This is a genomic window from Pseudomonas sp. G166 (genome assembly GCF_037027455.2).
In the GTDB taxonomy this organism is placed as follows: domain Bacteria; phylum Pseudomonadota; class Gammaproteobacteria; order Pseudomonadales; family Pseudomonadaceae; genus Aquipseudomonas.
This window is the reverse complement of record NZ_CP146985.1, coordinates 6,305,950-6,322,439: the sequence shown is the minus strand read 5'-3', so window position 1 is coordinate 6,322,439 and position 16,490 is coordinate 6,305,950. Positions and strand designations below refer to the sequence as shown.

Below are 16,490 nucleotides of genomic sequence, written 5' to 3'. Positions count from 1 at the left end.
TGCTTGCATCAGTTCGTAAAACAACAAGGACCGTTATGCACACATTCGGCAGCCGTCGTGACATCGACGGCTTGAGGGCGCTGGCCGTTATTCCGGTGGTGCTGTTTCACTTCGGCTTCAGCACGTTCAGCGGTGGTTTTGTTGGTGTTGACGTTTTCTTCGTCATCTCCGGTTTCTTGATAACCGGCATCCTGTTCCGCGAGATCAACGCGCAGCGTTTCAGCTTCCTCGATTTCTGGGCCCGACGCGCGCGGCGCATCATTCCGGCCTTGAGCGTAGTGCTGGTGGCGGCGTTGGCCCTGGGCTGGTTGCTGCTGACGGCCAAGGATTTTTCCGAGCTTGGCCGGGCGGTTCGTTATCAGGCGCTGTTCATCTCGAACATCCTGTTCATGCGTCAGGACGGCTACTTCGAGCCCGCGTCAGACCTCAAACCGTTGCTTCATACCTGGTCCCTGGCGGTGGAAGAGCAGTACTACATCTTCTTTCCACTGCTGATGATGTTGTTGATGCGCCATGTTCGCCATTGGCGCTGGCTGCTGTTTGCCATGCTGCTGGTTTCCTTCGGATTGAACATCGCTTATCTGGAGCGCAAGCCTGACCTGGTTTTTTTCTCGCTGCCGACACGGGCCTGGGAATTGCTGTGCGGTGCGATGCTCGCGGTGTTGCCGGCGTCGAAACAGGCGGTGAAGCCATGGCTCTATCAGGTTGCCGGCGTGGTCGGGTTGGCGGCTGTGCTGGTGGCGGTTTTCACCTTCGACGAGAACACGGCATTCCCGGGTTGGGCAGCCTTGCTGCCTGTCCTTGGTGCTAGCGCACTGATCTGGTCCGGCGCACAAGGCTCGACCTGGGTCGCGCAGGTGCTCGGTACCCGGGCGCTGGTCTGGATCGGCTTGCTTTCCTATTCCCTGTACCTGTGGCATTGGCCGGTCTACGTCTATGCCAACGCCATTTCCATCGACGGTATCCAACATTGGGAGGCTGCTGGCTGGATGCTGCTGGCGCTGGGTCTTGCCTGGTCGAGCTGGCGTTTCGTCGAGCTTCCATTTCGTGAAAAGCGCGTGCTCGCTGGCCGCAAGCCGGTGCTGGTGGGAGGCTTGTTGGCCATGTTCGCCCTGGCGGTGACGGGGGCGGTGGTGCGATCGGCGGATGGATTTCCCCAACGCCTCACGGGCAAGGCACTGGAGTATGCACAGGCACGGGATTGGCGGGCCGGACAGATGAAATGCATGCTGGTGACCTCGGACAAGAATCTGGACAAGGCGTGTCTGGTTGGTGCGAACCAGGGTGAGCCGGCGACACAACTGTTCTGGGGCGACAGCCACGCTGCCGCGCTATTGCCGGCGATTGAAAATAACGCCGCCCGCCAGGGGCGCCCGGTGTGGCTGTACAGTATGAGTGCCTGCCCGCCGATCCTGAGCGATGAGCCGCGTCAGCGTTGCAAGGACTTTAACCAACGGACCATGGAGCAGATCCGTCGCCTGCAGATCAAGGACGTGGTGCTGGCTTCCAATTGGAGTCTTTACGTCTACGGTCGTGAGGACGGCGATAGGAAGGTGTTGCTCAACCCCCACGACAATGCCGCCGAGGCCGAGGCGCGTATGGCTGCAGCGCTCAAGGCGCGGGTGGCGGCGATCAGGGCGACGGGTGCGCAAGTCTGGTTATTCAAGGAAGTGCCGCTGCAGCGCAAGGGCACTATCAGTCGCTTGACCAGCCTGGCCCGGGTTGGGCGTTCGGCCGAGGGATTGGGGCGTCCGCTCCAGGAGCACTTGGCCCGCCAGGGTTTTCTGAGTGCCTTGTTCGCCTCGATGAGCGCCGCCGATCCAGGCGTGCATGTCATCGATCCGACCCCATTGATGTGTGCGGGCCAGGTCTGCAGCATCGAGGTCAATGGGCATTCGCTGTACCGGGACGAGGATCATCTGTCTGACATTGGCAGCGCCCGGCTAAGCCCGTTGTTTGCCCCGGTGTTGCTGGGTACAAGCGATAATTGATCGCTGCTGCGTATGCCCGGGCTGCTGTTTGGGCGTGAGAGCAGGTAGGATGTACGCCTATTTTCGGGGTGGCATCTCAATGAAATTCAAGGATCTTCGGGATTTCGTGCAGCAGCTTGAGCAGCGCGGCGAGTTGAAACGCATCCAGATTCCTATCTCTCCAGTGCTGGAGATGACGGAAGTCTGCGACCGCACGCTTCGGGCCAAAGGTCCGGCGTTATTGTTCGAGAATCCTACGGGCTACGACATCCCGGTGCTGGGCAACCTGTTCGGCACGCCTGAGCGCGTGGCCCTGGGCATGGGCGCCGAAGCGGTCAGCGAACTGCGCGAGATCGGCAAGCTACTGGCGTTTCTCAAGGAGCCCGAGCCACCGAAAGGTCTGAAGGACGCCTGGTCCAAGCTGCCGATTTTCCGCAAGATCATTTCCATGGCGCCGAAAGTCGTCAAAGACGCGATTTGCCAGGAAGTGGTGATCGAGGGCGACGATGTCGACCTGGCGATGCTACCGGTGCAAACCTGCTGGCCGGGCGATGTGGGGCCGCTGATCACCTGGGGCCTGACCGTCACCAAGGGCCCGAACAAGGATCGCCAGAACCTGGGGATCTATCGCCAGCAGGTGATTGGCCGCAACAAGGTCATCATGCGTTGGTTGAGCCACCGGGGCGGTGCGCTGGATTACCGTGAGTGGTGTGAAAAGCACCCCGGTCGGCCATTCCCGGTGTCGGTTGCCCTGGGCGCGGACCCGGCGACTATCCTCGGCGCGGTGACGCCTGTGCCTGACAGCCTCTCCGAGTACGCGTTCGCTGGCCTGTTGCGCGGCAACCGCACCGAGTTGGTGAAATGCCGTGGCAACGACCTGCAAGTGCCGGCTACCGCCGAGATCATTCTCGAGGGGGTGATCCATCCCGGTGAGATGGCGGATGAGGGCCCGTATGGCGATCACACCGGCTACTACAACGAAGTCGACAGCTTCCCGGTGTTCACCGTCGAGCGCATCACCCATCGGATCAAGCCGATTTACCACAGCACCTACACCGGCCGCCCGCCGGACGAACCGGCTATTCTGGGGGTGGCGCTGAACGAAGTGTTCGTGCCGATCCTGCAGAAGCAGTTTCCGGAAATCACCGACTTCTACCTGCCGCCGGAAGGCTGTTCGTACCGGATGGCCGTAGTGACCATGAAGAAGTCGTATCCGGGGCACGCCAAGCGGGTGATGCTGGGGGTCTGGTCGTTTTTGCGACAGTTCATGTACACCAAATTCGTTATCGTCACCGACGACGATATCAACGCACGGGACTGGAACGACGTGATCTGGGCCATCACCACGCGCATGGACCCCAAGCGTGACACCGTGATGATCGAGAACACGCCAATCGACTACCTCGACTTCGCCTCGCCGGTGTCCGGCCTGGGGTCGAAGATGGGACTCGATGCCACGCATAAATGGCCCGGTGAAACCACCCGTGAGTGGGGCCGGGTTATCGTCAAGGATGAAGCCGTTACCCAACGGATCGATGCCATCTGGAATCAGTTAGGAATAGATTGATGCGTGTAACCTTGCAGCCTTCCGGAGCGGTGCTGGAGATCCGGCCCGCCGAACGGATTCTCGATGGTGCTCGGCGCCTGGGCTATGAATGCCCGCAAAGCTGCCGCAATGGCAACTGCCACGTCTGTGGTGCGTTGTTGGTGGAAGGCCGTGTGGAACAGGCTGGCGAGGTGCGCGATCACGGTGAGATTTTCACCTGCATCGCCGAGCCTCTGGAAGACTGTGTGGTGTTGTGGGATGGCGTGCTGTCGCCGGGCGAGTTGCCGGTGCGCAAGCTGGCCTGCCAGGTCATCGAGTGCGCTGACGTGGGCGGCGATGTCTGGCGAGTACGCTTGCGCGCACCAGCGGGCAAGCCGCCGCGCTATCACGCCGGGCAGTACCTGATGATCGAGCGGGAGAACGGCGAGAAGTCGGCATTCTCCCTGGCTTCCGCGCCGCATTCGGGGCGTGACCTGCAATTGCACGTGTTGGTGCGCGAAAGCAGTGCGCAGGCACTGTTGGAACAACTGCGACGCAACCCCAACGTGCGTGTCGAAATGCCTTTTGGCGACACCCACCTGTCCGAGCTGCCGGACGGCCCCCTGGTGCTGATCGCCGCCGGCACCGGTATGGCGCAGATGCACAGCCTGATCGAGCATTGCCGCGCGGCGGGTTTCAAGCATCCGGTGCATTTGTATTGGGGCGTGCGGCGGCCGGAAGATTTCTATGAAATCGAACATTGGGACGAGTGGAAAAAGCTGCCGAACCTGTTCCTGCACAAAGTCGTCAGCGACGTATGTGGTTGGGAAGGACGTTGTGGGATGCTGCATGAAGCCGTGTGCGAGGACATCAGCGACCTCTCTGGCGTGCATGTCTACGCCAGCGGCTCGCCGGCCATGATCTACGCCACGCTTGATGCGCTGGTGGAGGCTGGAATGGACGCCCACCAAATGCGTGCCGATGTGTTTGCGTATGCGCCGCGGGCTTGATAGCGATTGAGCCCCTGTCTTGAGTCATGCGCTTTTGTGATCTGCAACCGTGCGTTTTGTGGCGAGGGAGCTTGCTCCCGCTCGGTTGCGCAGCAACCGCCTGTTTTGGGACGACTACGCAGTCCAGCGGGAACAAGCACCCTCATCACATGAGTGGATGCCACCTTCCATCGATATAACTCCATATATTTCGTTTCGATATTTAGCCTTGGGGCTAGATACCGATAACGTATATAGGGTGCGGACTGGCATTTAACTTGCCTTGATCCCGATAAACGTCAACAGCATGACGGGCAATCCCCATCCACCGACCCGCGAGGAGCCAAACGCTAACGGCCATGACCGCTATCGAATCTGCCATTCCCTGTGCACCGTATCCGCCACGCCTTGACCTGGGGCCGCAGTTGACCCGTGAACAACTGCTCGCCTCGATGCAATCGACCATGAGCCGTCACCAAGGCGGGCCGGTCTGGCTGTTCGCTTACGGTTCCTTGATCTGGCGGCCGGAATGCACGGCAGTGGAGCGGATGCGCGGCCGGGTCCACGGTTATCATCGCGGTTTGTATCTGTGGTCCCATGAACACCGCGGTACCCCGGAGTTGCCGGGGTTGGTGTTCGGTCTGGATCGCGGCGGTTCGTGCAGCGGGTTCGCTTATCGATTACCGCAGGAGAACCTCGAAGACTCGCTGTTTGCCTTGTGGCAGCGCGAGATGCCATTCCCGTCCTATCGTCCGCATTGGCTCAGTTGCCGTCTCGAAGATGGCAGCCGGGTGCAAGCCTTGGGGTTTGTGCTGGAGCGGCACCTGCCCAGCTATGCCGGCAACTTGCCGGACCATGTGCTGAGCCAGGTGTTCGAAAGCGCCTGCGGGCGTTACGGCAGCACCCGTGATTATGTCGAGCAGACCATTCACGCACTGCGTAGCCACGCCATGCCGGACCGGAATCTGGAGGCGCGGCTCAAGCGCTGCAAATCAGCCTTGGATCAGGCGATCGCTTCGCGGCTCTGACTGGCGATTTGCTTGTGCCACAGGGTTGGCGCGAGGAACGCCATCGACAGCAGGCAGGCTCCGACCAATAGAACAAAACCACCATCCCAACCGAAATGGTCCACGGTGTAGCCCATGGCGGCACTGGCCGCGACCGAGCCGCCGAGGTAGCCAAACAGCCCCGTGAAACCGGCGGCGGTACCGGCGGCTTTTTTCGGCGCCAGTTCCAACGCCTGCAAGCCGATCAGCATGACCGGGCCGTAGATCAGAAAGCCAATGGAAACCAGGGCGATCATGTCGACGGTCGGGTTGCCGGCCGGATTCAGCCAGTACACCAGGGTTGCCACGGTCACCAGTGCCATGAACACCATGCCCGTCAGGCCACGGTTGCCGCGGAAGATCTTGTCCGACATCCAACCGCACAGCAGCGTGCCGGGAATGCCCGCCCACTCGTAGAAGAAGTAAGCCCAGGAGCTTTTGTCCACGGTGAAGCCCTTGGCTTCCTTGAGGTAGGTCGGCGCCCAGTCCAGCACGCCATAGCGCAGCAGATAAACGAAGACGTTGGCCATGGCGATGTACCAGAGCATTTTGTTGCGCAGCACGTATTTGACGAAGATTTCCTTGGCGCTGAATTCGTTCTCGTGACTGGCGTCGTAGCCTTCCGGGTAATCGTTCTTGTATTTCTCGATGGGCGGCAGGCCCACCGATTGCGGGGTGTCGCGCATGGTCACGAAAGCAAACACGGCCACGGCAAGCGCCACGGCAGCGGGCACATAGAATGCGGCGTGCCAGTCGTTGAACCAGCCCATCCCCAACAGGAACAACGGACCGATCAGGCCGCCGCCGACGTTATGCGCCACGTTCCACACCGACACCACGCCGCCACGTTCCTTCTGTGACCACCAGTGCACCATGGTCCGTCCGCTGGGTGGCCAACCCATGCCTTGGGCCCAGCCGTTGATGAACAGCAGAATGAACATCATGGTCACGCTGGACGTCGCCCAAGGCGCGAAACCGAAAACGAACATCACCCCCGCCGACACCAGCAAGCCGAAGGGCAGGAAGTAGCGCGGGTTGGAGCGGTCGGACACCAGGCCCATCAGGAACTTCGAAAGCCCGTAGGCGATGGCGATGGCCGACATGGCCAGGCCCAGTTGCCCCCGGGTGTAACCCTCGTCGATCAGGTACGGCATGGCCAGGGAGAAGTTCTTGCGCAGCAGGTAATACCCTGCGTACCCAAAGAAAATCCCGGCGAAGATCTGCCAGCGAAGGCGTCGGTAGGTGCTGTCTATTTTTTCTTCAGGCAGGGACGCCTGGTGTGCGGCAGGACGAAAGAAAGCAAACATTCAAGGGCTCCAGGTTCTTGTTATGACTGCGAATGCGAATGTTACAGTTTCGTTACCGAAAATAGCATTGCTTGCTGGTCGATAAACAGAGAAAAAAGCCTTGGGTAATGTTCTTAAGTGAACACGTCGCTCAGGCATGCGCTGATGACGCTGTAGGAATTGTCTTGTCTGGATTTTTCGCACCCACATGTCGTGATGGCGGGACAGAACAGTGGGAAACGTCCTTCAACTAAACGGGAAGTCTCGCCATTTAGCCAATGAGGCCCGGTCTTTACCCTTCACCTTTCTGCCTGCGCTGGCATTCGGGTGAGGGGTAACGGTATGAAGTGGTGTGCTGTGATGCTGTTGCTGTGCTTGTCCGGTACGAGTTGGGCGACGGATGTGTTGTGGGTGCCTGAGCGTCCTTGGACGGTGGGCAACGAACATCGGGAGCAGACGCATGTCGTGGTGCCGTTCGAGTTCCGCCTGGATGACAGGCCTTTGGATGACCGTAAATGGATCCAGGCCTGGGAGTGCTCGGACATCAATGCGCTTGGGGCCAACTATGGGTGCAAGGTTTGCTCCCGTTCCATTCCACGCGCAACTACTTGTCCAATGTGTTTTTCGTCAAGCAGATGTCGGATGTCGAGCGTCTGGCCTTGATCGCCCGCTTGAACAGGCACATGCCCATGATCGTGATGCACTACGGGCGTTTTCCTGCGTCACGGTGTGTGCGAATGTTGCCCAAGGAGATTCGCGCGTTGTGCTAGTGCTTGCCAATAGCGGCCCGCAGCGTCAAACGCCCGGACCGCTGTGAAGCTTCAGCGCACCTGCACAACCACCTTCCCCACCGCCTTGCGCTGCCCCAGGTCATTGATCGCCTGGGCGGCATTGCTCAGTGGATACACCTGTGACACCAGTGGCTTGAGCTTGCCTTCGGCGAACCAGCCAAACAGTTGCTGAAAGTTGGCAGCGTTGTCCTGGGGCTGGCGCTGGGCGAAGGAGCCCCAGAACACACCCACCACGGCAGCACCCTTGAGCAGGGCGAGGTTCACCGGCAGTTCGGGGATGCGCCCGCTGGCGAAACCGACCACCAGCAGCCGGCCGTTCCAGGCGATGGCGCGCACGGCCTGGTCGAACAGGTCGCCGCCCACCGGATCGTAGATCACATCGGCGCCCTGGCCGTCGGTAAGGCGTTTGATTTCATCCTTGAGGCTGGTTTCGTTGTAGTTGATCAACTCGTCGGCGCCAGCTGCCTTGGCTACGGCGAGTTTTTCGGTGCTGCTGGCGGCGGCGATGACCCGGGCGCCCATGGCCTTGCCGATCTCCACCGCTGCCAGGCCGACGCCGCCGGAGGCACCGAGCACCAGCAGGGTTTCGCCAGGTTGCAGGTTGGCCCGTTGCTTGAGGGCGTGCATCGAGGTGCCGTAGGTCATGCTGAAGGCGGCAGCGGTGTTGAAGTCCATGGACGCGGGGATCGGCAACACGTTGTAGCCTGGCACTGCCACTTGTTCGGCAAAGCTGCCCCAGCCGGTCAGTGCCATGACCCGATCACCGACCTTCAGGTGGCTGATTTTTTCACCCACCGCACTGATGACGCCCGCCGCTTCGCCGCCAGGAGAGAACGGAAAGGGTGGCTTGAATTGGTATTTGCCCTCGATGATCAGCGTGTCAGGGAAATTCACCCCGGCGGCGTGCACCTCCAGCAGCACTTCGTTCTTCTTCGCGACGGGGCTGGCGACGTCTTCCAGCACCAGCGATTCGGCGGGGCCGAATTCTTTGCACAGCACGGCTTTCATCAGGGCTATTCCTTTGGGAGTGGTGGCCGATAAGTGTAGGTGTGAGAGTCAATGGGTCAACGAGCATGCCCCGCCCTGATAGCCAGCCATAAGCTTGTGCTTGAACGGTGGGACGGTATGCTGGGCCGCAAACCGGATGAGGAGTCACTTGTGAAAGCGTGGATCATGTTGATGCTGGCCCTGTCGTTGCCTGTGGCAGCGATGGCCGAAGAGGGCAAGGAAGCGAAGGAAGGCGAGGCGCCGAAGGTCAGTTACATCACCCTCAGCCCGCCCTTTGTCGGCAACTATGGGCTCGATGGTTCGGCGAAGCTGAGGGTCTACAAGGCCGATGTGGCCCTGCGCGTGACCGGCGATGCTGCCGTGGCGGCGGTGAAGGCCAACGAGCCGTTGATTCGCAACCAGTTGGTGGCGCTGTTCGCCCAGCAGACCACCGAGGCCATGAATAACCTGGAAGCCAAGGAAAAGCTGCGCCAGGAAGCATTGAAGCAGACTCAGCAAGTGATGAACGACGAAACTGGCAAACCAATGGTGGATGATCTGTTGTTCAACAACCTGATCATTCAATAAATCGCCAAGATCGCCGCCTTCGGCAATGCCACGACTGTGTCGGCGCTGCTGAAGGCGGCGCTTTTTTGATCAAGACGCCAGGCTTTTGCGAAACCGCCCCAGGGCGATGGCAAAGAACAATAGGCCGATCGCCACCAACGCCAGCATGTCCGGCCATACCACCGCAACGCCTGCGTCACGGAACAGGATCGCTGCGCTGAGGCTGACAAAATGGGTCGACGGCGAGCCTTGCATTACCCATTGCAACCATTGCGGCATGCTGTCCAGCGGCGTGCTGCCGCCCGATAAAAGCAGCATCGGGATGATCACCGGGATCGCCAGCAAGCCGAATTGTGGTGTCGAACGGGCCAGGGTGGCGAGAAAGATGCCCAGGGCGGTACTGGCGAACAGGTAGAGCGCGGTCACCAGCAGGAAGAGCAGCATGGAGCCGGCGAGCGGCACCCCCAGCGCGAACTTGACGATGATTTCCAGCGACGCCCAGGTACACAGCACCACCACCAACAGATTGCTCCAGATTTTCGCCAGCATGATTTCCAGCGCCGTCAGCGGCAGCACCAGCAGGTGATCGAGGGTGCCGTGCTCGCGTTCGCGCAGCAATGCGGTGCCGGTCAGGATAATGGCCAGGATCGTGATGTTGTTGACGATCTGGATCACTGCCAGAAACCACCCGCCCTCAAGGTTGGTGTTGAACAGCGAGCGGGTGGTCAGCCTCACGGGGGGCTGTTCGGTCGCTTGTGCCTGGCCGCTGTAGGTCAGCAGTTCCTGCTGGAAAATCCGTCCGATGTAGCCGGCGCCCATGAAGGCCTGGCTCATGGCCGTGGCATCGACGTTCAGTTGCAGCGCCGGCTCGCGTCCGGCGAGCAGGTCGGCCTGGAAGTTGGCGGGCACGTTAATGACAAAGGTGTAGCGGCCACTGTCCATGACCTTGTCCAGCTCGGCATAAGGCAGCGCCACTGGGTTCTGGAACTCCGGCGGTTGCAGGACCTGAGCCAGTTGGCGTGACAGGTGGCTCTGGTCTTCATCCACTATCGCCACGCTGGCGTTGTGGACACCGATCACCGAGCCCGCCGCCGGCATGTAGATCGCCACGGTAAAGGCATAGCCCAGAAACAGCAGCAGGACGGAGTCGTAGCGCAGGCTGGTCAGTTCCTTGAGCCCAAGACGCCAGATATGTGAGAGCTTGTGCATCAGGCCTCCTGCTTTTTCAGCATGACCAGGCTGAGCCCGGTGAACCCCAGGAAAAACCCGAACAACGCCAGGCATTGCGGCCACAGCTGGCGCAGATCCAGGGCCTTGGTGAAGGTGCCGACGGCGATGTCCAGGAAATAACCGGCGGGAAACAACTGGCCCATCACCGATGCGGCGCCTTCCAGGGACGAGCGCGGCACGATCAGCCCCGAGAATTGGATCGTCGGCAGGCTGGTGATGATCATGGTGCCGAGGATCGCTGCGATCTGGGTGCGAGTGAACGCCGAGATCAGCAACCCCATGCTGGTGGTCGCCAGCACGTAGAGCAGGCCGCCCAACGCCAGCGTCAGGCCACTGCCCTTGAACGGCACGCCGAACAGCCAGCGGTTCATCGCGGTCAGCAAGGCCAGGTTGACCAGGCTGACCGCCAGGTAAGGCGCTTGTTTGCCCAGGAGGAATTCCAGGCGGGTCAGCGGCGTGGCGTAGAAGTTGGTGATCGAACCCAGTTCCTTTTCCCGCACGATGCCCAGGGCGGTCAACATGGCTGGAATGAATGCGAGGATCAGTGCCATCACCCCTGGGCCGATGGCGTTCACACTGACCACATCCTGATTGTAGCGGAAGCGGGTTTCCAGCTTGGCCGCGGTTTGGCGGTTTCGCGCCGGGCTGCTCTGTTCGACCAACTGCTCGAGATTAGCCTGATGCACGGCCTGGACGTAGTTGCGACTGGTCTCGGCGCGAAACGGCATGCCGCCGTCCAGCCAGGCGCCAACGGCGGGCTGACGACCGGCATACAGGTCACGACCGAAGCCGGGCGGTATTTCCAGGGCCAGTTTGATTTCCGAGCGTTGCAGGCGCCGATGCAACTCGCTGGCGTCTTGGATAAGCGGCTGCTCGTCGAAGTAGCGCGAGCTGCGAAACGCTTCCAGATAAGCGCGACTTTGTGGGCTCTGATCCTGATCAAACACAGCGAATGCGAGTTTTTCCACGTCCAGGGAGATGCCGTAGCCGAAAATTACCATCATGAACAACGCTCCGAGCAAGGCGAACGCCATCCGCACTTTGTCTCGCAGCAGTTCCTTGCCTTCCCGGCTGGCGACGGCCCACAGTCGGCCGAGGCTCAGGCCACGCCGGTCCCGGGGGGCGTCGGCGGTGTCGAGGGTCACGGGGGCCGTGTCTTGCGGCGTCTCGCCCTGGGCTTGTTCCAGGCAGGTGACGAATGCCGCTTCCAGGGTCTGGCCGTTGAACTGCGCCTGCAAGGCTGCCGGTGTGTCACAGGCCAGGACTTTGCCGGCGTGCATCAGTGAAATGCGGTCGCAGCGTTGGGCTTCGTTCATGAAGTGCGTGGAGAGAAAAATCGTCACGCCTTGCTCGCGGGACAACTCGATCAGCAACCGCCAAAAGTCATCCCGCGCGGCCGGGTCGACGCCTGAGGTCGGTTCGTCGAGGATCAGCACTTCCGGGCGATGCAGCACCGCCACCGCCAGGGACAAGCGCTGGCGCAGGCCCAGGGGTAAGGCTCCGGAAGGTTGGTCGGCGAAGTCCTGGAGGTTGAAGCGCTGGATCAGCTCCTCGATACGGGTGCCGCTCTGGGCCTTGGGCAGGTCGAACAGCTCGGCGTGCAAGGCCAGGTTCTGTCGTACGCTCAATTCCCCATACAGTGAAAAGCTCTGTGACATGAACCCCACGCGTTTGCGGGTGGCCAGGTCCTTGGCGTCCACCGGCTTACCCAGCAGTCGGGCATCGCCTTCGCTGGCGGGCATCAACCCGGTCAGCACTTTCATGGTGGTGGTCTTGCCGCACCCGTTGGAACCGAGGAAACCAAAGATCTCACCGCGACCGATGGCGAAGCTGACTTTGTCGACGGCGGTGAAGTCACCGAAGCGCAGGGTAAGGTCATGGGCTTCGATAGCGATGTCGGCAGTGCCGTCGGTCCTGGGAGGGATCGTCAGCGGCTGGGCGTCGTGGCCGCTGTCGCCCTGGAAATGGGTGAAGGCCGAGTCGAGCTTGCCGTCGGGTGTGACGGCAGCCAGTTCGGCACTCAAACCCTTGGCGATCAAGCGACCGTTGTCGAGCATCAGGCAATGCTCGAATTGTTCGGCCTCTTCCATATACGCCGTGGCGACCAGCAAGGTCAGTTGCGGTCGTTGGCGGCGTACGTCTTCTATCAGTTCCCAAAAGCGCCGTCGGGACAGCGGGTCTACGCCGGTGGTGGGTTCATCGAGAATCAGCAGGTCCGGTTCATGGATCAGCGCGCAACACAGGCCGAGCTTTTGTTTCATGCCGCCGGACAGCTTGCCTGCCGGGCGGTCGGCAAAACGCTGTAGATCGGTAGCCAGCAGCAACTGGCCCATGCGTTGTTTGCAGTCTGCCCGCGACAGGCCGAACAGTGTGCCGAAAAAGCGGATGTTCTCGCGTATCGACAAGTCAGGGTAGAGGTTGCCCCCCAGCCCTTGAGGCATGAACGCGATGCGTCGATAGAGGGTATTGCGATGGCGCCGGTCCTCGATCGAGGCGCCGAGGACCTGCAGCTGGCCGCCCTGGAGTTTCTTGACCCCGGCGATCAGCCCCAGCAGGCTCGATTTGCCGGCACCGTCGGGACCAATCAGGCCGCAGCGAGTACCGGCGGGCAGGCTGAAGGTGATATCGCTCAAGGCCAGGTGCTGGCCGTAGCGATGTTCCAGGCCCGACGCCTGTAACGCCGTTTCGCCTTGGGTGGCGCTCATTGCAGGTTGGCCGGCCAGTCGATGGGGGCGGTGCGCACGTAGCCGGCGCCGGGCATGCCGGGTTTGGCCTGAGGCACTTCACCGGGTTGGGTCAAGCGCACTTTGACGCGAAACACCAGTTTCTGGCGCTCATCACGGGTCTCGACTTCTTTGGGGGTGAATTGGGATTTGGCCGCGACGAAGCTGACCTTGGCCGGCAGCGGTCGCTCGGGCAGGGCGTCGAGCAGCAGTCGTGCTTCATCGCCCACCGCCAGTTTCCCGGCCACGGATGCCGGCAGATACAGGTTCATGTATTGGTCGTTCGGATCGATCATCAGCAGCACCCGGCCGCCGGCACCCAACACTTCGCCCGGCTCGGCCAGGCGCAACTGGATCACGCCGTCGATGGGTGCGCGCAAACTGCTGTCGTCGATTTCGCTGGTCAGTTGGGCCACTTGGGCCTGGGTCGCGCCGATGGCGGCCGTTGCCGCCGATACCTGGGCCCGGGCAGCGTTAACCGCAGCGTTGGCGGTATCGACGCGGGCTTGCTGCTGGTCAATGACCTGGGCGCTGGCGTAGCCGCGCTTGAACAGTTCCTGGCTCCGTTTGAGCTCCTGGTGAGCGAGCAATTGTTCGCTCTGGCGCAGTTGCACATTGGCCTCGGCGGCGGCGAGGTTTTCCCGGGCCCGCACGACCTCGGCTTCAGCCTGGTTGCGCTGGGCCTCCAGGGTGCGGGTGTCCATGCGCGCGAGCAATTGGCCCTTGAGGACGTTGTCGCCTTCATCGACATGAACCTCGGCCAGGCGTCCGGGGGTCTTGCTGGCGATCTGGACTTCGGTGGCCTCCAGGCGCCCGTTGCCCATGCTCAGGCCTTCTGGCAAGCGATCATGGCGCGACTTCCAGTAGCCGAACCCACCGGCGGCCAGCAACACAGCCAGCAAGGCGAGGGCAAAAAAGCGAGGGGTACGATGGTTCGTCGACATGTACGGCGTCCTGCGGGCTGTAGCGTTACAGTCTGCTGGATCAGCGACCGGTCCAGCTTGATGTCCATCAACTCATGGGTGATCAGCGCAGGGCAATCACCGCCGCCCACTGCTCGGCTGTCACGGGCATCACCGACAGTCGGGAGCCTTTCTGCACCAGCGGCATCTCGGCCAGGGCGGTCTGCTGTTTGAGGTAGTCGAGCTTCAGCACGCGGGGGAAGGTCTCGACATGGGCCACGTCGATTGCAGTCCAGGGGTTTTTGTCCGGGCTGGCCTTGGGGTCGAAATAATGGCTGTCAGGTTCCAGTGCTGTCGGCTCGGGGTAGGCTGCCCGCACGATCCGCCCGATCCCGGCAATGCCTGGCTCCGGGCAACTGGAGTGGTAGAAAAAGAACGCGTCGCCCACCGCCATGGTCCGCAGGAAATTGCGCGCCTGATAGTTGCGAACTCCGTCCCAGCGCGTCTGGCCGAGCTTTTCCAGGCCCTGGATGGATAATTCGTCGGGCTCGGACTTCATCAGCCAATAGGCCATGATTTCTACTCCTGGGCGGTGTTGAGAAAAAAAGTTCAGCGATTTTATGACAAACCGACAGTCGGTTGACGCCAGAGTTTGCGTGTCGGAGCAGGTTGCCGCAAAATGCCGGCCTTCCAAGCTTGACGCTGCTGCACGGCCAATAAGAAAACCGCTGCTGTCATCGTGTGTGATCTGCCTTGAGGGGGGCAATCGATGAAACGCAAACCGGATTTGTTGTGGATCTTAGTCATTCTGTTCGGCCTGGGGGTCGTCACCACGGGTTACGCCCAGAGTTTATGGTCCAACAAGACCGACGCGCCGGTGGAAATCACTCAACCTGCGCCATCGATCAAACGCTGAAACTGTCTTCCGGGCGCCGCTGATTCTCGCGGCGTCTACTGCACCAGGTACCAATGCCTGTCGCTGACCGTTCCCTGCAGCGGTACGTCCCAGCTTGCCTGCGCCAAACGTTCGACCTTCTGACATTCATGGGCCAGCCCCAGCAGCGTCGGCTTGCGCCACTGCTTGCGTCGCGCCAGATACGCCAGGCTGCGGTCATAGAAGCCGCCACCCATGCCCAGCCGGCCTCCCGCATCGTCGAACCCCACCAGTGGCATCAACACCAGATCCAATGTCCAGACCTTGCGCTGCCGGGCGATATTCTTGCGCGGTTCAGGGATGCGGAAACGGTTGGGCTGCATTTTTTCGCCAGGGTGGATGCGTTGGAAAACCATCTTGGTCTGCGGCCATGGGCTGAGCACCGGCAGATAAGTGGCCTTGCCTCGGCGCTGGGCGGCGCGCAGCAGCAGGCGTGGGTCGATTTCGCCATCGTTGGGCAGGTAAAGGGCGATGTGTCGGGCGCGGCGAAACAGCGGGTGCTGGGCCAATTGCTTGTAGAGCCCTTGGGCGGCTTGCCGCTGCTGGGCGGGTGTCAGGGCACGGCGGGCCTGGCGCAGCAGGCGTCGAAGTTGCGGGCGGGGCAGCAGCGCAGGTTCAGTCATATCGAGGCTTCACGCAGTGGCGAGGGCAGCACAGCGTAACCGCAAAACAGGGTGCTCAGAAATGCCGGCGGCGCAAACAACAATGCCAGTCCACCTGGACTGGCATTGTTTGAAATCAGGCTCCCCGGATGAACCGCTGTCGGCTTAGCCCTTGAACCCGAAAGTTCAAGGTGGAAGTTGCAGGGGGCGTTAAGGCTTTCCGTCAAGCGGACATGCACACCGGCCCCAACGTGCAACCCCCGTGGTTGTGCGTATCGGCTCAGGGACATCACCAACTGGCAAGCACCCCAGGGAGTGAGGCGAGTATACCCCAGGCAGCCTCGCGAATCAGCCCTTGCTGACGTCCGGATCGGTGGCCAGTACCAGATCCACTCGATCGAGCAGGTCACGCACCTGTTCGCGGGTCGAGCCGCTGACCTGCAGGTCCGGCGTATCCTGGCGATGCAGCAGGTCGTGGGTAATGTTCAAGGCTGCCATCACGGCAATGCGGTCGGCACCGATGACTTTGCCGCTGCTGCGGATTTCGCGCATCTTGCCGTCCAGGTAGCGGGCGGCGCTCACCAGGTTGCTACGCTCTTCCTGGGGGCAGATGATCGAATATTCTTTATCGAGGATCTGCACGGTAACGCTATTGCTTGAACTCATGAGTCTTGCTCCAGGGCCTTGAGGCGCGAAATCATCGATTCGACCTTACGCCGGGCGATTTCGTTTTTTTCAATGAGGTGCGCGCGTTCCTCGCGCCAGGTTTTTTCCTGAGCTAATAGGAGTCCGTTTTGGCTCTTAAGTTGCTCGACCCGGTCAATTAGCAATTCGAGTCTGGCCATCAGCGCTTGCAGGTCGGTGTCTTCCATTGTGTCCACTGAAGATTGTGTCTGATGGGGGATAGGGGTCGCACAGCCTTTAATGGTCTTGGCGAG

Annotated in this window: 16 protein-coding genes and 1 other RNA gene; 7 read left to right on the top strand and 10 right to left on the bottom strand. The window is 61.1% G+C overall.

From position 1 onward, the window contains the following. Positions 1-35 precede the first annotated feature (35 nt). The 4 genes from SGN16_RS28125 to SGN16_RS28110 all read left to right on the top strand — a co-directional run bounded on the left by SGN16_RS28125 (position 36) and on the right by SGN16_RS28110 (position 5,512). The gene (locus tag SGN16_RS28125; RefSeq protein WP_335944644.1) at positions 36-1,991 is read left to right on the top strand and encodes an acyltransferase family protein; all 1,956 of its coding nucleotides are present in this window, start codon (positions 36-38) and stop codon (positions 1,989-1,991) included. Between the two features lie 79 nt (positions 1,992-2,070). Next, positions 2,071-3,537, top strand: a complete 1,467-nt coding sequence (gene ubiD, locus SGN16_RS28120) for a 4-hydroxy-3-polyprenylbenzoate decarboxylase (RefSeq protein ID WP_210641952.1) — start codon at positions 2,071-2,073, stop codon at positions 3,535-3,537. After that, positions 3,537-4,505 (top strand): CDP-6-deoxy-delta-3,4-glucoseen reductase, encoded by a 969-nt coding sequence (locus tag SGN16_RS28115; RefSeq protein WP_335944643.1) that lies wholly within the window; start codon positions 3,537-3,539, stop codon positions 4,503-4,505. Before ubiD ends, SGN16_RS28115 begins: the two co-directional genes overlap by 1 nt. Before the next feature lie 338 nt (positions 4,506-4,843). Then, the gene (locus tag SGN16_RS28110; protein WP_210641950.1) at positions 4,844-5,512 is read left to right on the top strand and encodes a gamma-glutamylcyclotransferase; all 669 of its coding nucleotides are present in this window, start codon (positions 4,844-4,846) and stop codon (positions 5,510-5,512) included. On the opposite strand, the gene glpT is transcribed toward SGN16_RS28110, so the two are convergent. Continuing rightward, positions 5,488-6,837 (bottom strand): glycerol-3-phosphate transporter, encoded by a 1,350-nt coding sequence (gene glpT, locus SGN16_RS28105; protein WP_210641949.1) that lies wholly within the window; start codon positions 6,835-6,837, stop codon positions 5,488-5,490. The genes SGN16_RS28110 and glpT overlap by 25 nt on opposite strands. A 548-nt stretch (positions 6,838-7,385) precedes the next feature. Between glpT and SGN16_RS28100 the strand changes: the two genes are divergently transcribed. After that, positions 7,386-7,586, top strand: a complete 201-nt coding sequence (locus tag SGN16_RS28100) for a hypothetical protein (RefSeq protein ID WP_335944642.1) — start codon at positions 7,386-7,388, stop codon at positions 7,584-7,586. 51 nt (positions 7,587-7,637) lie between these two features. Here the strand turns inward: SGN16_RS28100 and SGN16_RS28095 are convergent, their stop codons facing one another. Further along, positions 7,638-8,615 carry an NADPH:quinone oxidoreductase family protein gene (locus SGN16_RS28095; protein ID WP_335944641.1) on the bottom strand — a complete coding sequence of 326 codons (978 nt, stop codon included), beginning with the start codon at positions 8,613-8,615 and terminating at the stop codon, positions 7,638-7,640. A 150-nt stretch (positions 8,616-8,765) separates the two neighbouring features. On the opposite strand from SGN16_RS28095, the gene SGN16_RS28090 reads away from it, so the two are divergent. Next, positions 8,766-9,182: a flagellar basal body-associated protein FliL gene (locus SGN16_RS28090; RefSeq protein WP_210641947.1), complete on the top strand. Its 417-nt coding sequence runs from the start codon at positions 8,766-8,768 to the stop codon at positions 9,180-9,182. Between the two features lie 69 nt (positions 9,183-9,251). Here SGN16_RS28090 and SGN16_RS28085 read toward each other — a convergent pair whose 3' ends face one another. The 4 genes from SGN16_RS28085 to SGN16_RS28070 all read right to left on the bottom strand — a co-directional run bounded on the left by SGN16_RS28085 (position 9,252) and on the right by SGN16_RS28070 (position 14,590). After that, the gene (locus SGN16_RS28085) at positions 9,252-10,370 is read right to left on the bottom strand and encodes an ABC transporter permease (RefSeq protein WP_335944640.1); all 1,119 of its coding nucleotides are present in this window, start codon (positions 10,368-10,370) and stop codon (positions 9,252-9,254) included. Next, complete coding sequence (rbbA, locus tag SGN16_RS28080) at positions 10,370-13,096, bottom strand: ribosome-associated ATPase/putative transporter RbbA (RefSeq protein WP_335944639.1); 2,727 nt, start codon at positions 13,094-13,096, stop codon at positions 10,370-10,372. The genes SGN16_RS28085 and rbbA overlap by 1 nt, the downstream gene beginning before the upstream one ends. Then, entirely contained in the window at positions 13,093-14,058 is a 966-nt protein-coding gene (locus tag SGN16_RS28075) for an efflux RND transporter periplasmic adaptor subunit (RefSeq protein WP_335944638.1), read from the bottom strand. Before SGN16_RS28075 ends, rbbA begins: the two co-directional genes overlap by 4 nt. An 82-nt stretch (positions 14,059-14,140) precedes the next feature. Beyond that, positions 14,141-14,590, bottom strand: a complete 450-nt coding sequence (locus SGN16_RS28070; RefSeq protein WP_335944637.1) for an EVE domain-containing protein — start codon at positions 14,588-14,590, stop codon at positions 14,141-14,143. Between the two features lie 195 nt (positions 14,591-14,785). On the opposite strand from SGN16_RS28070, the gene SGN16_RS28065 reads away from it, so the two are divergent. Continuing rightward, complete coding sequence (locus tag SGN16_RS28065; protein ID WP_210641940.1) at positions 14,786-14,932, top strand: hypothetical protein; 147 nt, start codon at positions 14,786-14,788, stop codon at positions 14,930-14,932. Between the two features lie 35 nt (positions 14,933-14,967). Here the strand turns inward: SGN16_RS28065 and SGN16_RS28060 are convergent, their stop codons facing one another. The 4 genes from SGN16_RS28060 to SGN16_RS28045 all read right to left on the bottom strand — a co-directional run bounded on the left by SGN16_RS28060 (position 14,968) and on the right by SGN16_RS28045 (position 16,424). Further along, entirely contained in the window at positions 14,968-15,573 is a 606-nt protein-coding gene (locus SGN16_RS28060) for a 5-formyltetrahydrofolate cyclo-ligase (RefSeq protein ID WP_335944636.1), read from the bottom strand. A 117-nt stretch (positions 15,574-15,690) separates the two neighbouring features. Continuing rightward, positions 15,691-15,870: non-coding RNA, 6S RNA (gene ssrS, locus SGN16_RS28055), on the bottom strand. A gap of 30 nt (positions 15,871-15,900) precedes the next feature. Beyond that, positions 15,901-16,218, bottom strand: coding sequence for a cell division protein ZapA (locus SGN16_RS28050; RefSeq protein WP_003177364.1), 318 nt, complete (start codon positions 16,216-16,218; stop codon positions 15,901-15,903). Then, positions 16,215-16,424 carry a TIGR02449 family protein gene (locus SGN16_RS28045; protein WP_003177365.1) on the bottom strand — a complete coding sequence of 70 codons (210 nt, stop codon included), beginning with the start codon at positions 16,422-16,424 and terminating at the stop codon, positions 16,215-16,217. Before SGN16_RS28045 ends, SGN16_RS28050 begins: the two co-directional genes overlap by 4 nt. Between the last annotated feature and the right edge of the window lie 66 nt (positions 16,425-16,490).

Bases quoted from the DNA above. Each gene is read 5' to 3' on its own strand.
- SGN16_RS28125 (WP_335944644.1), top strand. From the start codon at position 36: ATGCACACATTCGGCAGCCGTCGTGACATCGACGGCTTGAGGGCGCTG.
- ubiD (WP_210641952.1), top strand. From the start codon at position 2,071: ATGAAATTCAAGGATCTTCGGGATTTCGTGCAGCAGCTTGAGCAGCGC.
- SGN16_RS28115 (WP_335944643.1), top strand. From the start codon at position 3,537: ATGCGTGTAACCTTGCAGCCTTCCGGAGCGGTGCTGGAGATCCGGCCC.
- SGN16_RS28110 (WP_210641950.1), top strand. From the start codon at position 4,844: ATGACCGCTATCGAATCTGCCATTCCCTGTGCACCGTATCCGCCACGC.
- glpT (WP_210641949.1), bottom strand. From the start codon at position 6,837: ATGTTTGCTTTCTTTCGTCCTGCCGCACACCAGGCGTCCCTGCCTGAA.
- SGN16_RS28095 (WP_335944641.1), bottom strand. From the start codon at position 8,615: ATGAAAGCCGTGCTGTGCAAAGAATTCGGCCCCGCCGAATCGCTGGTG.
- SGN16_RS28085 (WP_335944640.1), bottom strand. From the start codon at position 10,370: ATGCACAAGCTCTCACATATCTGGCGTCTTGGGCTCAAGGAACTGACC.
- rbbA (WP_335944639.1), bottom strand. From the start codon at position 13,096: ATGAGCGCCACCCAAGGCGAAACGGCGTTACAGGCGTCGGGCCTGGAA.
- SGN16_RS28075 (WP_335944638.1), bottom strand. From the start codon at position 14,058: ATGTCGACGAACCATCGTACCCCTCGCTTTTTTGCCCTCGCCTTGCTG.
- SGN16_RS28070 (WP_335944637.1), bottom strand. From the start codon at position 14,590: ATGGCCTATTGGCTGATGAAGTCCGAGCCCGACGAATTATCCATCCAG.
- SGN16_RS28065 (WP_210641940.1), top strand. From the start codon at position 14,786: ATGAAACGCAAACCGGATTTGTTGTGGATCTTAGTCATTCTGTTCGGC.
- SGN16_RS28060 (WP_335944636.1), bottom strand. From the start codon at position 15,573: ATGACTGAACCTGCGCTGCTGCCCCGCCCGCAACTTCGACGCCTGCTG.
- SGN16_RS28050 (WP_003177364.1), bottom strand. From the start codon at position 16,218: ATGAGTTCAAGCAATAGCGTTACCGTGCAGATCCTCGATAAAGAATAT.
- SGN16_RS28045 (WP_003177365.1), bottom strand. From the start codon at position 16,424: ATGGAAGACACCGACCTGCAAGCGCTGATGGCCAGACTCGAATTGCTA.